Source organism: Hominiventricola sp., from assembly GCF_057604405.1.
The window spans coordinates 1-15,564 of the sequence record NZ_DBLYVB010000032.1 but is presented as its reverse complement, the minus strand read 5'-3'; the positions used below and the strand labels follow the sequence as shown (position 1 = coordinate 15,564).

At 48.2% G+C, this 15,564-nt stretch carries 17 protein-coding genes and 3 tRNA genes; 6 read left to right on the top strand and 14 right to left on the bottom strand.

The genetic code is table 11. From position 1 onward, the window contains the following. Positions 1-183 precede the first annotated feature (183 nt). Together mnmL and ACZMB2_RS13025 are read left to right on the top strand one after the other, a co-directional pair. Positions 184-1,155, top strand: a complete 972-nt coding sequence (gene mnmL, locus ACZMB2_RS13030; RefSeq protein WP_487597060.1) for a tRNA modification radical SAM protein MnmL/YtqA — start codon at positions 184-186, stop codon at positions 1,153-1,155. After that, the gene (locus tag ACZMB2_RS13025; protein WP_487597059.1) at positions 1,130-1,642 is read left to right on the top strand and encodes a DUF4364 family protein; all 513 of its coding nucleotides are present in this window, start codon (positions 1,130-1,132) and stop codon (positions 1,640-1,642) included. The genes mnmL and ACZMB2_RS13025 overlap by 26 nt, the downstream gene beginning before the upstream one ends. 15 nt (positions 1,643-1,657) lie before the next feature. Here ACZMB2_RS13025 and ytvI read toward each other — a convergent pair whose 3' ends face one another. The 8 genes from ytvI to ACZMB2_RS12985 form a co-directional block, all read right to left on the bottom strand. Further along, entirely contained in the window at positions 1,658-2,815 is a 1,158-nt protein-coding gene (gene ytvI / locus ACZMB2_RS13020) for a sporulation integral membrane protein YtvI (protein WP_487597058.1), read from the bottom strand. After that, entirely contained in the window at positions 2,796-3,407 is a 612-nt protein-coding gene (gene yihA, locus ACZMB2_RS13015) for a ribosome biogenesis GTP-binding protein YihA/YsxC (RefSeq protein WP_487597057.1), read from the bottom strand. The genes ytvI and yihA overlap by 20 nt, the downstream gene beginning before the upstream one ends. A gap of 17 nt (positions 3,408-3,424) precedes the next feature. Next, positions 3,425-5,728 (bottom strand): endopeptidase La, encoded by a 2,304-nt coding sequence (gene lon / locus ACZMB2_RS13010; RefSeq protein WP_487597056.1) that lies wholly within the window; start codon positions 5,726-5,728, stop codon positions 3,425-3,427. A 63-nt stretch (positions 5,729-5,791) separates the two neighbouring features. Then, positions 5,792-7,015, bottom strand: coding sequence for an ATP-dependent Clp protease ATP-binding subunit ClpX (clpX, locus tag ACZMB2_RS13005; RefSeq protein ID WP_487597055.1), 1,224 nt, complete (start codon positions 7,013-7,015; stop codon positions 5,792-5,794). Positions 7,016-7,028: 13 nt separating this feature from the next. Next, positions 7,029-7,610, bottom strand: coding sequence for an ATP-dependent Clp endopeptidase proteolytic subunit ClpP (gene clpP, locus ACZMB2_RS13000; protein WP_487597054.1), 582 nt, complete (start codon positions 7,608-7,610; stop codon positions 7,029-7,031). A gap of 95 nt (positions 7,611-7,705) precedes the next feature. Then, complete coding sequence (gene tig / locus ACZMB2_RS12995; protein WP_487597053.1) at positions 7,706-8,992, bottom strand: trigger factor; 1,287 nt, start codon at positions 8,990-8,992, stop codon at positions 7,706-7,708. Positions 8,993-9,139: 147 nt separating this feature from the next. Further along, positions 9,140-9,358 (bottom strand): alpha/beta-type small acid-soluble spore protein, encoded by a 219-nt coding sequence (locus ACZMB2_RS12990; RefSeq protein WP_487597052.1) that lies wholly within the window; start codon positions 9,356-9,358, stop codon positions 9,140-9,142. Between the two features lie 68 nt (positions 9,359-9,426). Further along, positions 9,427-9,978: a DJ-1 family glyoxalase III gene (locus ACZMB2_RS12985; protein ID WP_487597051.1), complete on the bottom strand. Its 552-nt coding sequence runs from the start codon at positions 9,976-9,978 to the stop codon at positions 9,427-9,429. A 90-nt stretch (positions 9,979-10,068) separates the two neighbouring features. On the opposite strand from ACZMB2_RS12985, the gene ACZMB2_RS12980 reads away from it, so the two are divergent. Then, the gene (locus tag ACZMB2_RS12980) at positions 10,069-10,518 is read left to right on the top strand and encodes a CYTH domain-containing protein (RefSeq protein ID WP_487597050.1); all 450 of its coding nucleotides are present in this window, start codon (positions 10,069-10,071) and stop codon (positions 10,516-10,518) included. Here ACZMB2_RS12980 and ACZMB2_RS12975 read toward each other — a convergent pair. Next, positions 10,504-10,665 (bottom strand): hypothetical protein, encoded by a 162-nt coding sequence (locus ACZMB2_RS12975; protein ID WP_487597049.1) that lies wholly within the window; start codon positions 10,663-10,665, stop codon positions 10,504-10,506. The two genes, ACZMB2_RS12980 and ACZMB2_RS12975, sit on opposite strands and share 15 nt — an antisense overlap. A 169-nt stretch (positions 10,666-10,834) precedes the next feature. Between ACZMB2_RS12975 and ACZMB2_RS12970 the strand changes: the two genes are divergently transcribed. Then, positions 10,835-11,188, top strand: a complete 354-nt coding sequence (locus ACZMB2_RS12970) for a helix-turn-helix transcriptional regulator (protein WP_487597048.1) — start codon at positions 10,835-10,837, stop codon at positions 11,186-11,188. Here ACZMB2_RS12970 and ACZMB2_RS12965 read toward each other — a convergent pair. After that, positions 11,167-12,441, bottom strand: coding sequence for a dihydroorotase (locus tag ACZMB2_RS12965; RefSeq protein WP_487597047.1), 1,275 nt, complete (start codon positions 12,439-12,441; stop codon positions 11,167-11,169). The two genes, ACZMB2_RS12970 and ACZMB2_RS12965, sit on opposite strands and share 22 nt — an antisense overlap. 159 nt (positions 12,442-12,600) lie before the next feature. On the opposite strand from ACZMB2_RS12965, the gene ACZMB2_RS12960 reads away from it, so the two are divergent. Next, positions 12,601-13,770 (top strand): CapA family protein, encoded by a 1,170-nt coding sequence (locus tag ACZMB2_RS12960; protein WP_487597046.1) that lies wholly within the window; start codon positions 12,601-12,603, stop codon positions 13,768-13,770. A 99-nt stretch (positions 13,771-13,869) separates the two neighbouring features. Here ACZMB2_RS12960 and ACZMB2_RS12955 read toward each other — a convergent pair. The 3 genes from ACZMB2_RS12955 to ACZMB2_RS12945 all read right to left on the bottom strand — a co-directional run bounded on the left by ACZMB2_RS12955 (position 13,870) and on the right by ACZMB2_RS12945 (position 14,280). After that, positions 13,870-13,954, bottom strand: a tRNA-Leu gene (locus ACZMB2_RS12955). A 37-nt stretch (positions 13,955-13,991) separates the two neighbouring features. Further along, positions 13,992-14,075: transfer RNA gene (locus ACZMB2_RS12950), tRNA-Leu, on the bottom strand. A gap of 120 nt (positions 14,076-14,195) precedes the next feature. Beyond that, positions 14,196-14,280, bottom strand: a tRNA-Leu gene (locus ACZMB2_RS12945). A 148-nt stretch (positions 14,281-14,428) separates the two neighbouring features. Here ACZMB2_RS12945 and relB point away from each other — a divergent pair. After that, a complete protein-coding gene (gene relB / locus ACZMB2_RS12940; RefSeq protein WP_118771476.1) occupies positions 14,429-14,749 on the top strand; it encodes a type II toxin-antitoxin system RelB family anti-toxin in 321 nt (106 codons plus the stop codon). A gap of 79 nt (positions 14,750-14,828) precedes the next feature. Here the strand turns inward: relB and ACZMB2_RS12935 are convergent. Further along, positions 14,829-15,564: TIGR03943 family putative permease subunit (locus ACZMB2_RS12935; protein ID WP_487597045.1), on the bottom strand; the 736-nt coding region annotated here is incomplete at its 5' end.

The following is a 15,564-nucleotide window of genomic DNA, read 5'->3' as shown; positions in this document are numbered from 1 at the left end:
TTCTACGGGAAAGCCTCTATCTGATCTGATGCGGCTGTCTAAACGAATTGCTTCTATATATTTTCTCAGAATCGTGGTTTCGCACTAGGTGCTGTTATTAGTATACTATCTTTATGTCCAAATGAAAAGTGAAACTTTTTAGAAATCATTGATTTTTATATTTTCCTATGTTAGATTGAAGACATGAATTTATGGAATGATAAACCCTACCACTCACTGGATTATGAATTAAAAAGCCGCTTTGGAGAAAAGGTATACCGGCTGGCCTTAAACGGAGGCATGACCTGCCCGAACCGTGACGGAACCATCGGCCGCGGCGGCTGCATTTTCTGCAGCGCAGGCGGTTCCGGCGATTTTGCCGCCCCTGCTTCTCTGTCTGTTACAGATCAGATTCATGCAGGGCAGAAGCTCTTATCTGCCAAACGCCCCGTCCGAAAATACATTGCCTATTTCCAGGCCTTCACGAACACCTATGCTCCGGTTCCCTATCTTCGTTCTGTTTTTACGGAAGCTATCCGGCAGCCGGAGATTGAAATCCTGGCCATCGCCACACGCCCGGACTGTCTGGAGCCTCCCGTTGTGGAACTTTTAGAAGAGCTGAACCGGATCAAACCAGTCTGGGTCGAACTGGGACTTCAGACGGTTCACGAAGACACGGCAGCCTTTATCCGGCGCGGGTATCCGCTTTCCGTTTATGAAGATGCTGTGCAGCGACTTCGAAAAGCTGGTCTGGAAGTGATTACCCATGTGATCCTTGGTCTTCCCGGCGAAGACCATGAAAGGATGCTGGACACGGTCCGCTATCTGAATACCACAGACACACAGGGTATCAAACTCCAGCTTCTTCATATTTTAAAGGGAACGGATCTGGCGGATGTTTACGCTGCCCGCCCATTTCCTGTATTTACCATGGAAGAGTATGTAAGCACAGTTGTGGACTGCGTGGAGATTCTTCGTCCGGACATGGTCGTTCATCGTCTGACCGGTGACGGCCCGAAGGATCTTCTGATTGCGCCCACCTGGAGTCTTGCCAAACGTCAGGTGCTCAATACCATCCACCGGGAATTCCGGATCCGGGATACCTGGCAGGGAAAATATGTTCATTCATCAAAAGGGGAGGTAATTTCTTATGGCAGACACACTGACACTCTATAAGCTGATCATCCTGAAAATGCTGGATCAGGCGGATGCCCCGCTGACCGGTGCTCAGATTACGGATTTTATTCTGGAAAAGGAATATACCAACTATTTCACTCTTCAGCAGGTACTTTCTGAAATGGAAGAAACCGGACTTGTACTCGTATCATCCAGCCGGAACAGCACCATCTACCGGATTACCGATTCCGGCCGCCACACTCTTACGTATTTTGGAGATAAAGTATCCGAAACGATCTGCTCAGAGATTACTGCCTTTCTGGAAGAGCATCAGATTGAGATCCGTAATGCGTTGTCCAATGTGGCAGATTATTTTCCTTCCAACGACGGCGGATACATGGTACGATGCCAGGTCCGGGAACACAGCTCCACTCTCATTGAGCTGAATCTTTCTGTCCCTACAAAAAAAGAGGCCGACTCTGTCTGCCAGAACTGGCAGAGCAAAAGTCAGTCTCTCTATGCTCATATTATGAAAGAACTTCTGTAAGCTGCATCCGGAGCTTTATTCGCCCCGGCGCAGGGTATGAATATCCGCTGCCAGTTCTCTGCAGCTTTCTATCACATGATCGAATGCACCTGCCTCGTAGAGCTGTATCAGAATCAGCCCCACGGGGACAGCCACGATCATTCCTATAATTCCCCCTATCCGATATCCTACAAACAAGAACACCAGTGTTGTCATAGGATCTATACCGATGCTGTCTCCTACTATTTTGGGCTGGATCAGTTGTCTTGTGACCTGCGTCACTGCATACAATATCAGAATTCCTGCTGCCATCGGGAGTTTTCCTCCCAGCGCACAGCATACCGCCCATGGAATTAACACGGTTCCGGTTCCCAGCATGGGCAGAAAATCCAGAAATGCGATAAGCACACCCAAAAGCAATGCATAATCCACCCGCAGGATCAAAAACCCTATGGCAAGAAGAACAAACACGATGAACATAATCTTAAACTGCGCCCGGAAATAGCCTCCAACCGCGTACTTCAGTTTTTTCCAGACCATGGAAATCTGTCTGCGTGTATCTTCCGGAATCACTTTTTCTGCCAGCGCATGCATCCGCTCTCTCTGGGCAATGAAAAAATAGGCAAACAGCAGTACAAACAGGAAGGAAACCAGAAGGGCCGGAATCTTGCCCGCTGCAGTTCCTGCTGCTCCTACCGTCACACCCCCAAGACTTCCCACCAGATTTCCCAGATTGGAAGTCAGAAGGGTCGTCACTTCATTAATCTTCTGTCCCGCCTCCGGTGACAGTCTTCCTGCCAAATGTTCCAGATTCAGGGACGCTGTATTTAACATCTGGACCAGGGAATGGTAATAGTCCGGCATCCGCTCCAACAGCACTCCGGCCTCCCCAAAGAGCCAGCTGACCAGATAATAACATCCAAGAACAATCAGTAAAATCACTCCTGCAATAATGCCAAAAGAACTGTGGCTTCTGACAATATGCAGATGTTTTTCCAGAAAACGGACCAGTGGATTTGCAATCTGGGCGATCAGCCATCCGGTCAGCATGGGAAGAAAAAACTTAAATGCCCATGGACCTAACAGCACCAGGACCAATACTTCCATTGCAAATACGCCCACATTCAAAAGGTTCTTACCGATCCTGTCTCTGATCTTTACTCCCTCGATTTTCTCAGATGTCTCCTCTTTCATCAGACGTTTCCTCCATATAAGACGTAATCAAGTTCCAGATTTCATCTCTGCCCTGTTTCGTCTCTGCGGAAAACGGGATCAGCTGCGTTCCCGGAACCAGCTTCAGTCCGTCTTTTAAAATCTTTAATTGTTTTTGTACCTGGCTTCTCTTGATCTTATCCAGTTTCGTGGCAATGATGACCGGTTCGTAGCCCTGAGCAAGAATCCACTGATACATGTCTTTATCATTGGCAGATGGCTCATGACGGATATCAATGAGCAAAAAGACTGCTTTCAGCTGTTTGGAGCCATGCAGATAATTTTCAATCATCCGCCCCCATTTTGCCTTAATCTCATTACTGACCTTTGCATAGCCATAACCCGGAAGATCCACCAGATACAATTCCTGATTGACTTTATAAAAATTAATCGTCTGCGTCTTGCCCGGCTGGGAAGATGTTCTTGCCAGGGATTTCCGGTTCAGCAGTCCGTTGATCAGGGAAGATTTTCCCACGTTGGATTTGCCTGCAAACGCCACCTCCGGAAACTGATTGTCCGGAAGCTTGCTGGTAATACCGCAGACGGTCTCCAGCTCTGCCTGTTTAATGATCATATGATTTCCTTTCTCCCTTACGCAAATGCATGGGAAAGCACTTCATCCATCGTTCCCGCATAGACCAGTTCCATTCCACCGGTAATCTCTTTGGAAAGTTCTTCCACATCTCTGCGGTTCTTCTCCGGCACAATAACGGTCTGCATACCGGCGCTCTTGGCTGCCAGCAGCTTTTCCTTTAATCCGCCGATAGGAAGGACTCTTCCCCGAAGGGTAATCTCTCCGGTCATAGCCACATCAGCGCGAACCGGACGATTCAGAATAGCAGAGAGCATAGCCGTGGTCATGGTGATGCCTGCTGACGGTCCGTCTTTAGGTACTGCTCCTTCCGGAATATGAATGTGAATGTCATGCTCCTGGAAATATTTCTTATCCAGTCCATACCCTTCACTGACAGAACGAATATAGCTGATACCTGCTTTGGCAGATTCCTGCATGACATCTCCCAGCTGGCCGGTCAGTTCAAAGGCACCTTTTCCCGGCATGAGATTGACTTCAATCTCCAGCGTATCTCCACCCACACTGGTCCATGCCAGTCCACGGACAACACCGATCTCATTTTTATCCAGTTTCTGTTGGAATTCATAGACGGTTTTTCCCAGATATTTTTCCAGATTACGTTCTGTAATATGTACCTGTTTCTGCCCTTTTTCCAGTATCTCACGGTCTGCCTTTCTGCAGAGGGCTGCCAGACGGCGCTCCAGACCTCTGACGCCTGCTTCTCTGGTATACTGGTGAATCATCTTCTCCATGGCTTTCCGGCTGACAGAAAACTGGTTTTCTGTCAATCCGTGCTGCTTCATCTGCTTGGGCAAAAGATGCTCCACTGCAATATGCATCTTCTCATTTTCTGTATAGCTTCCCACCTCGATGATCTCCATACGGTCACGGAGCGGTCTGGGAATGGTCTGCATGTCATTTGCCGTACAAAGGAACATCACTTCTGACAAATCCACCGGAAGTTCCACATAGTGATCCCGGAATTTTCCGTTTTGCTCACTGTCCAACACTTCCAGAAGGGCAGAGAAGGTATCTCCTCTGTGGTCGCTGCTCACCTTGTCGATCTCATCCAGAACCATCAGCGGGTTCTTCACGCCTGCCTGACGGATACCGTCCACGATACGTCCCGGCATCGCCCCGATATAAGTTCTTCTATGTCCCCGGATCTCCGCCTCGTCATGGACGCCGCCCAGACAGATGCGCACGTATTTCTTATCCAGTGCATGAGCAATGGAACGGGCAATGGATGTTTTCCCGGTTCCCGGCGGTCCTACCAGGCAGAGAATCGGTGTTTCTTTTGCATTGAGCATTTTCCGTACTGCCAGAAATTCCAGCACGCGCTCTTTTACTTTCTTAAGGCCGTAGTGTTCTGCTTCCAGCACTTCTTCTGCCTTCTTCAGATCCAGGCAGTCCTCGCTCCGTTTGTCCCAGGGCAGCTCCAAAAGGGTCTCAATATATCCCCGGATGACAGATGCCTCAGCAGAGTTAAATCCACTGTTCAGGAAACGCTGAATCTCTTTCTCCAGACGTTCCTTCACTTCATCGGAAGCTTCCAGCCGGTCAGCTGCTTCCCGGAACTGGGCCGCCTCTGCATTGGGGCCGTCGTCTCCCAGCTCTTCCCGGATGACCTTCATCTGCTCCCGCAGAATATATTCTTTCTGCTGTTTGTCCACCCGTGCCTTTACTTTTTCATGAATCTTTCTCCGGAATGCCTCTATCTCCATTTCGTTATTCAAAATAATACACAAGGCATCATACCGGTCTGCAAAATTCATATTCTCCAACAGTTCCTGCTGCTGTTCCCAGCCAAGCGGTGTATGGATGCTCACCTGCTCCATCAGTTTTTCCAATGTAGTACTGGCAGAAACCTGTTTTGCCAGATCTTTTCCGATCTTTCCGGTACTCTGGCAATACCGCTCGAAAATCTCCTTCAGATTCCGGAACATGGCCTCCTCCGGCAGATCATCCGCAATTTCATCCGGCAGGATGGAAACCTCCGCTTCCAGATATTCTTCTCCTGACAACTCCAGCAATCCGGCGCGGTCCACGCCTTCCACCAATACCCGCATGATATTATGGGGCATTTTTACGATCTGTTTCACCTCTGAAATGATGCCCACAGCAAATACATCATCCTGTTCCGGGGTTTCCATCTCAGGATCCCGCTGTGTCACCACAAACAGTGGCTGTCCTTCCGCGACCGCGCGTTCTACCGCTTTTACCGATCTGGAACGGCTTACGTCAAAATGGGTAATCATTCCCGGAAGAATCGTCATTCCCCGCAATGCCACTGCCGGCACTTTCAGTGTGGAATTCTCCATTTTCTCTTCCCCTCTCCGGTCAGAAAAAGGGCCTTATACGTAAGACCCTTTATTTCCTCGTAACTACTTTCTGGTGATCATCGGAACACCGGTTCCTTCCACCGCTTCCTTTGTCACCGTACAACTCTTAATTGTCTTGTCCGACGGGATCGTAAACATCAGATCCATCATCGTTTCCTCCATAATGGAACGGAGTCCTCTGGCTCCGGTCTTTCTGGAAATGGTTTTCTCTGCAATTGCCTTCACAGCGTCATCATCAAACTTCAGATCAACACCGTCCAGTTCAAACAGTTTCTGATACTGTTTGACAATGGAATTCTTCGGTTCCAGCAGAATCCGTACCATATCGTCTCTTTCCAACGGTTCCAGTGATACAGAGATCGGCACACGGCCCATGAACTCCGGAATCATACCGAATTTGATAAAGTCTTCGGGCAGTGCATGTTTTAGAAGCTCTCCCACATTATTCTGGCGTTTGTCCCGGATATCTGCATTGAATCCGATGGACTTCTGATCCATACGGGTCTCAATGATCTTATCCAGTCCCTCAAAGGCACCGCCGCAGATAAACAGGATGTTCGTCGTATCAATCTGGATCAGTTCCTGATGGGGATGCTTTCTTCCACCCTGAGGCGGAACAGAGGCAACGGTTCCTTCCAGAATCTTCAGAAGTGCCTGCTGTACACCTTCACCGGATACATCTCTGGTAATGGACGGGTTCTCGGATTTACGGGTAATCTTATCAATCTCGTCGATATAGATAATGCCTTTCTGGGCTCTCTCGATATCGTAATCCGCTGCCTGAATGATCTTCAGCAGAATATTTTCCACATCCTCACCCACATAACCGGCCTCGGTCAGTGTCGTTGCATCCGCAATTGCAAACGGAACATTCAAAATCTTTGCCAGGGTCTGTGCCAGCAGGGTCTTACCTGATCCGGTAGGTCCAAGCAACAGGATATTACTCTTCTGGAGTTCCACGTCCAGATCCTGTTCCGCAAGAATTCTTTTATAATGATTATAGACAGCTACGGAAAGCACTTTCTTTGCTTTCTCCTGTCCAATTACATAATCGTCCAGGAATGCCTTGATCTCCTCCGGCTTCAGCAGATTGATCTCCTCTGCTTCCGTACCGTTCTCCTCTTCGCCCATCTCTTCTTCGATAATCTCTGAGCAAAGTTCTACACACGCATCGCAGATATAGACGCCATTTGGTCCTTTTAAGAGCTTCATTACCTGACTCTCTGTCTTGCCGCAAAAGGAACATCTGATTTCATTTCTAGCCATGTAATTCTCTCTCCTAGTGTCCTGCGATTACCTGGTCAATGAGCCCGTAAGCCTTTGCCTCTTCCGCAGTCATATAATTGTCGCGATCGGTATCGCGCATGATCACATCCAGTGTCTGACCGGTGCGCTCTGCCAGGATACTGTTCAGTTTTTCCTTGGTACGTAAGATGTGCTTTGCTGCAATCTCGATCTCCGTTGCCTGACCCTGTGCACCGCCCAGCGGCTGATGAATCATAATCTCTGCATTCGGAAGTGCGAAACGCTTTCCTTTTGCGCCGCCTGCCAGAAGGAAGGCTCCCATGCTGGCTGCCATACCGATGCAGATCGTGGATACATCACATTTAATGTAGTTCATCGTATCAAAAATCGCCATACCGGCGGTCACGGAACCGCCCGGGCTGTTGATATACAGATGGATGTCTTTTCCCGGATCCTCAGATTCCAGGAACAGAAGCTGTGCTACCACCAGGCTCGCCGTGGTCTCATTAACCTCTTCTCCCAGGAAAATAATTCTCTCTTTTAAAAGGCGGGAATAGATGTCGTAATTTCTCTCTCCTCTGCTGGTCTGCTCAATGACATAAGGTACTAATGCCATGTGTATGTCCTCCTCTCAAATATATGCTCAATAAGAGCATAAAAGGGCACAGCCTTCCCGCCATGCCCCCTCTGATCTCATAGATAAGCCAGTGCTTATGCTTCTACTGCAGCGTCTGTTACCAGAGCGGCAGCTTTCTGGATCACGATATCTTTCTTCAGTTCTTCTTTCTGATACTCGCCGAAGATCTCTTTTACTTTCTCTACATCCAGCTTGTACTGCTCAGCCATCTTAGCGTACTCTGCATCCAGATCTTCCTCAGTTGCCTCAAGCTTCTCAGCTGCTGCTACTGCCTCAAGAACCAGTCTGCTCTGAATGTTCTGCAGTGCTCTCGGTTTCATCTGCTCTTTGTACTGATCCTCAGTCATTCCGGTGAACTGGAAGTACTGCTCAAGGGACAGTCCCTGACTCTGCATACGGCGTCCGAAGTCGTCCAGCATCTGCTGGGTCTGGTACTCAACCATTGCCTCCGGGATCTCCATCTGAGCTCCCTCGATGATCTTACCGATGACTGCATCCTCTTTTACTCTCTGAGCTTCTTCTTCTTTTTTCTTCAGAAGATTAGCCTTGATATCCTCTTTGTATGCATCCAGTGTATCAAACTCAGATACTTCCTGTGCGAACTCATCATCTGCTTCCGGAAGTTCTTTTACTTTGATTCCGTTTACTTTGCATTTGAATACTGCTGCTTTGCCAGCCAGCTCTTTTGCGCCGTACTCCTCCGGGAAGGTTACGTTTACATCAAGCTCTTTGCCGATCTCTGCGCCAACCAGCTGATCTTCGAATCCCGGAATAAAAGTGTTGGAACCGATCTCAAGATCATAGTTCTCACCCTTGCCGCCGTCAAAAGCAACACCGTCAACAAATCCCTCGAAATCGATGGTAGCGATGTCACCCTTCTGTACTGCTCTGTCCTCAACGGTTACGGTTCTGGAGTTTGCTTCGCGCTCTTTATCAACCTCTGCCTGAATCTCCTCCTCAGTCACCTCAACCGGTGCCTTCTCAACCTGGATTCCCTTGTACTCGCCAAGAGTAACAGCCGGTTTTACAGCAACCTCTGCAGTGAAGATGAAGGGTTTTCCACTCTCGATCTGCTCTACGTTGATCTTCGGATAGGAAACGATCTCCTCGCCGCACTCCTCAACTGCATCAGAATATGCCTTCGGAAGCATTGCATCTACTGCCTCGTTGTAGAATACTTCTTTTCCGTACATTTTCTCGATCAGCTGTCTCGGTGCTTTTCCTTTACGGAATCCCGGAATGTTGATGCTCTTTTTCATTTTCTGATATGCACCCTGGATTGCTTTTTCAACGTCCTCTGCCGGAACCTCAACGGTCAGCTTTGCCATGTTTTTCTCTAATTTTTCTACCTGTACGCTCATGTTAGAACTGTATCCTCCTTGTATTTATATATCAGTAAGTATTGCCTGATTTACATACTCATAGACATTTTAAGAGTATAGCATAAAAAAAGGAGACTGTCCAGACAAAACCTCCGGACAGCCCCTTATTTTCTTATTTTTTTGCAGTTACTGTCCGGAAGACATCTGCTGTTCCTGCTTCATGATCATTTTCTTGACCATTTCGCCGCCGATGCTTCCAGCCTGTCTGCTGGTCAGATCACCGTTATACCCCTCTTTCAGCGGCACGCCAAGCTCGCTTGCCACTTCTTCCTTAAAACGGTTCATGGCTGCTTTCGCCTCCGGTACTGCCATCTGGCTTCCGGATGTGCTGTTCTGATTCGTCATGCTGATCACCTCCATGACCTTAGTATGAACAGAATCCACACATCCATACTGGAAAGATCTCCCTGCTTTTACTGCCGATAAATAATGCTTTTTTTCAGTTCTTCGGCTTTTTCCGGCGATACCAGCTGGCTCACCAGATGGAGTGCAAAGGGAATGGCAGTTCCCATGCCGCGGCTGGTCGTCACGCAGCCATCCTGTACCACTTCCTCAAAAAGCACCTCTGCACCGGTAAGCTTATCTTCCACCCCCGGATAGCAGACTGCTTTCTTTCCCTTCAGAATACCAAGTCCGCCAAGCACACCCGGCGCCGCACAGATAGCTGCTACTTTTCTTCCGTGCTCTGCGTAATCTTTTAAAAGTGCGCCCAATGCTTTATGCTCTGCCAGATACTTGCTTCCCGGCATTCCCCCCGGCAGTACCAGAAGTTCTCCTTCTGAGAAATCCACTTCGTCAAAGCATGCATCTGCCGTCACCGGAATCTTATGGCTTCCCATCACGTTTCTTCTTTCCATAATGGATACCGTCGTTGTGTCAACTCCCGCTCTTCTTAAGATGTCCACAACCGTCAGTCCTTCGATTTCTTCAAATCCATCTGCTAAAAACACGTATACTCTGCTCATTTTTATGCCTCCTTATCTTGAAACATTGTACCATTTCCTCCCAAATCATGCTACACTGTCTTCAGAAAAACAAATGGAGGCTTTCTGCATATGAAATCTTATGAAATCGAGCGCAAATATCTGGTGAAACAGGTGCCGGAAAATCTCGCTTCCTATCCTTTTCACGAAATTGAACAGGGATATCTCTGCACGGAACCGGTGGTCCGGATCCGCCGTCAGGACGAGGAATACTATCTCACTTACAAATCCAAAGGACTTATGATCCGCGAGGAATATAATCTCCCGCTGACAGAAGACGCCTATTTTCATCTGCGTGAAAAGATCGACGGACGCCTGATCAGCAAACGCCGTTATCTGATTCCCCTTGATCCTTACACCATCGAACTGGATGTATTCCATTCCCCCAAAGACGATCTAATCCTTGCAGAGGTAGAATTTCCTTCTGAGGAAGATGCCCTTACCTTCACGCCGCCGGACTGGTTCGGAGAAGATGTTACCAATTCTTCTCTCTACCACAACAGCCGCTTAAGTACGCTCTGATATTTTTTTCTTAATCTCTTCCAGCATCTGTTCCGGTGTCTTTGCGTCATCCGGAATGTCCATTTCCACGGACTGCAGCCGGGCCAGCCGAAGTCTGGTCCAGACGTCGTCCGTCCTCTCCAGATATCTGCTTTCTGTTTTTTCCATGGATACCTCCTTTTCTTTTAGCATCTCATCGTGGTTACTTTTATATTACATCATTTCGTTGCGTAAAATCAATTTTTATCTGTCTTTTTCTATGTTTTGTTGTATTATCGTAAGTTTTCCTGTGAACTTGCTATAATTCCCGCATAACAAACTCCGGATGAGGTGTATTATGGCAGACCACGATATCAGTAAAACTCTGCGGAGCCTCCGCAGACAGCTGGGCATCACTCAGGATGCGCTCAGCAAGGAACTTCATATTTCCCGTCAGCTTTATGCATTCTACGAAAATGGTGTTCGTATTCCGGATGCAGAAATGGCCTGTGAACTTGCAGATTTTCACCATCTCACGGTCAATCAGCTGGTACACGGACAGAGCAGTCCAGAGGAAGCGGTTCTCTCATCCCCTTCTCTGACTCCTGCATCCGGCGAATTTTTTCGGATTTATCTTTCTTTATCTTCAGAAGACCAGTATGCGATCCGTTCTTATCTTAAATTTCTCAATCAGTCTTCCGAAGAATCCTGATATGCTATCCTTCCGCTGCAAATCGTATAATGTACTTTTCCGGGAAGCTCCCAGCCAGTAAACGGACTGTTGGATGCTTTCGATGCAAAATGATCTACTTTCCATTTCTCATGCTCCCCAAAAATCACCAGATCTGCAGGCGCACCTTCTGTAATTCCACCTGGAACCATCCGGTAAAATTCTGCAGGTGCCTTGCTCATGAGCCGCATAAGATCCATCAATGTCAGATATCCCGGTTCCACCAGTGACAAAATACCAAGTCCCAGAGAGGTTTCCAGACCTATAATGCCACTTGGGGCTTCTGCCAGGGGACGGGCTTTTTCTTCCGCACTGTGGGGTGCATGATCGGTCACAATCATGTCTATGGTGCCATCCTGAAGACCTCCTATAATCGCCATCCGGTCTTCCTCCGTACGTACCGGCGGGTTCATCCGTGCCATAGTACCGTATTTGAGAACCGCTTCATCCGTCAACGTAAAATGATGGGGCGTTGCTTCCGCATGAACATCAGCTCCCAGTCTCTTCGCCAGACGCACCAGTTCCACGGAATTTTTCGAGCTGATGTGCTGAATGCAAACCGATGCTCCTGTGTGTAGAGCCAGCATACAGTCCCTTGCCACCATCACGTCTTCTGCCGCCCGCGGCGCACCTCCATATCCCAGCTGTTCTGATACTTTTCCCTGATGAACGCCCGGAGCTTTCATGAGTGCCGGATCTTCCTCATGAAACGCCATCGGCAATCCCAGTCTTTTTGCCCGCTCCATGGCTTCCAGAAGTAATTTTTCATTCATCAGCGGGATGCCATCATCCGTAAACCCGGCCGCACCGGCATCTGCCAGTGTCTCCATATCTACCAGTTCTTCGCCTTTCAGCCCTTTCGTGATGGCTGCTGCCTGCAATACATGAATGGGAGTCTTCTCCCCTTTCTCCTGGACATAGGCCAGGGTCTCCACATTATCTACCACCGGCTTTGTATTTGCCATGCAGACTACCGTCGTAAAGCCGCCTTTTGCCGCCGCTGCCGCACCAGTCTCAATATCTTCTTTATAGGTCAGTCCCGGATCCCGGAAATGCACATGGGCATCCATCAGTCCGGGAGCCACCACCAGACCCTCTGCATCCAGTATTTCCGCCTCTCCTGCCTGCAGATCTTTTCCTGTTTTACAAATCGTATTTCCATCCAGAAGCACATCCAGCACTTCATCTCTTCCTGTTACCGGGTCCACTACCCGTCCCTTCCGTATCAGTATCACGTGTTTTCCTCCTTGTATTACAACGCCTGTGTCATTTCACTGTCTTTTTAACGTACCCCCATCATACCCCAGCCTCCCAAAAACAGCAAGGAGAATTCCTTTTCCCGGACTTCTGTGTTATAGTTTTTATAACTGAATAAACAAATTCGGAGGAATCTTATGAAACCACTTTTAAAAGGCTTATGTATCGGATTTTTACTTGGCATCCCGCTTCTGGCTGCAGGAATCTTCTTCTACAACCAGATGCCGGTTATTTCCGAACCAGAAGATCAGGAGAGACCGGTCGAAGAACCGGTCGCAGAAGCGCCAGAACCGGAACCGGAAGAACCTGCCGAAGAAAGGCCTGAACCGGAGCCGGAAGAACCTGCCGAAGAAAGGCCGGAACCGAAGCCGGAAGAACCTGGCAGCGTCCTTCTGGCTTTCGCAGGAGATGTGATGTTTTCTGACCCATTCCTGGCCTCCTATGATAAATCCGGCATCTCTGCCATTGCGGACAGTGAGATGCTTGAACGCATGCAGAATGCGGATCTCTTTGTCATTAACGAAGAGTTTCCTTTCAGTCTGCGGGGCGAGGCAATGGAAGACAAACAGTTTACCTTCCGGGCTGATCCTAAATATGTGGAAATCTTTCAGAAAATGGGCGTTGATATCGCGACAGTGGCCAACAACCATGCCCTTGATTTTGGGAGAGATGCCTTCTTGGATACGCTGGATACCTTAAAATCCGCAGGCATCACCTGCATCGGAGGGGGATATCATCTGTCTGAAGCCTCTGCGCCCGCAGTGCAGACTATAAAGGGCCAGACCTTCGCCATCTTCGGTGCCACGCGAGTGTCCCCCTCTGCCACCTGGTATGCCTCTGACAGCCAGGCGGGACTGTTTCAGACCTATGATGCCACCCTGCTCAACCAGAAAATCGCAGAAGCCCATGCCGAATATGACCATGTGATTGTATTTGTTCACTGGGGTATTGAGAAAAATGAGACACCGGAAGATTATCAGCGATCATTGGCAAAAGGATATATTGACGCCGGCGCTGATCTGGTGGTAGGCTGTCATCCCCATGTTCTGCAGGGATTTGAATATTACAATGGTGTTCCCATTGTGTATAGCCTGGGAAATTATCTCTTTGGTAACCGGGACGGAGATACCGTTCTTCTGGAAGCCTCCTACGACAACGAAGGAGCTCCTTCCATCCAGCTGATACTATGCAAACGGGTGGGCAGTGTCCTGTCCCGGATCCAGCACCCGGAAGCCTTATTCCAACATCTGACGGAGCTTTCCTTCGGAGTAACGGTAAACGAAGATGGGACACTGTTGGCACAATAAGAACAAAAAACGGAAGTAACCCGTATCTGGCTGCTTCCGTTTTTTATGTTCTCTGTGAAATCAAAAAAAGCATCCGGATCATTCCGAATGCTCATCTGATGCGGAAGAAGGGACTTGAACCCTCACGAGCGTAACGCTCACAAGAACCTGAATCTTGCTCGTCTGCCAATTCCGACACTTCCGCAAACCGTATGAATTTTTACAGAGCTCATACTCTCTGATGCGGAAGATGGGACTTGAACCCACACGACCTAACGGTCACAAGATCCTTAGTCTTGCTCGTCTGCCAATTCCGACACTTCCGCAAACCATTGAGCGTTCTCGTTTCTGTTGTTTCAGCGACTCAACGAATGCTAGTATAGCACTTTTTTTCTCATCCGTCAATACTTTTTTTCAACTTTTTTTGTTGAAGTATTTTGGATGAGTGCGGAAGAAGGGACTTGAACCCTCACGAGCGTAACGCTCACAAGAACCTGAATCTTGCTCGTCTGCCAATTCCGACACTTCCGCATCACGAACGATATCATACAACAATTTGACGCAAATGTCAAATATTTTTATAATGTATTCGAAATAAAACTCTCCGTAGATTCTAATATAGGGGTATTTCAAAGTATCATTTATTTAAACATATCGTTGCCGAAAGGAAGGTATACAAATGGATTATCATGCATTAGGAAAACGAATTCGTGAAGAGCGCCTGCGTCTGAATCTGACTCAGGAAAAACTCGCTGAAGAGGTTGGCGTATCTACCGCATACATCGGACAGATTGAGCGCGGAGAGAGAAGTCTTACTCTGGACAAGCTTGTAAAAGTAGTAAATCGTCTGGGCGTTACCATTGACTTTCTGCTTGCTGATTATGTGGTTGCCACTGATGATCACAGCATCAATCTTCTGATCCAGCTGATGCACGACCGGACTGCTGAGGAGAAGACCCTTGCAATCAATCTGCTGAAGGTATTATTTGCAGACAAGTAACGCAATGCACAAAAGCGAATCGTAAGAAAAAAGGCGAACTTCCTGTTTGTGGGAAGTCCGCCTTTTTTGTTGTTCTTTTTTAGAAATAAACCAGCTCTTCTTCCGGTTTTTCCGCGCTGGTAATATGGGTTGCACGCAGCACCACACCATTCTCGCCGCTGTACTCTGCACGTTTCTCCACATAAGCCTTGGCCGTAATGGTCACCCATTGCTTGTTCTTCAGTTCCTCTGCATGAGAAGACTTGCACAGGAAGCCGATAAAGGCTGTGTCGTCCGCACAGCAGGTCATTGCCATTCGTCCTGGCACAAAATACCCTTTCGGCAGCCTTGCATTCTTATAGACCATTCCTTTGTATTTGAGGGTCTTTCCTGCATACTTCTCCGGATGGTCCATGGCATCGATGTACCAGATACCGTAGTCCACGTCAGAGATCTCGATGACATCTGCATTGATATCAAAGGGAAGCTCTTCCTCGAACTCCAGCTGGCTTCCGTCTTCTTTCTCAAATACCACCTGGGCCTTCGGATTGACTGCACGCATATTTCTCTTATAAGTGGCAGCCGGTGTATCCTCCGTACTACGGTTGAAGATAATGAGATCAGAATCCTTTGCCATCTCCATGAAAATGGATTTCATGTTTTTCAGATAAACATCAAAGGTAGTCGCGTCTACGGTTGTGATGACCTGCGCCACGAACCAGCCCTTCGGCATATACATCTCGCGCAGATAATCCAGTCCCCACATACAGTTATATTCTACAATAACCTGGGTAGGTTTGTATTTCTTCTGGCACTCTGCCAGAAACATTTCGTTA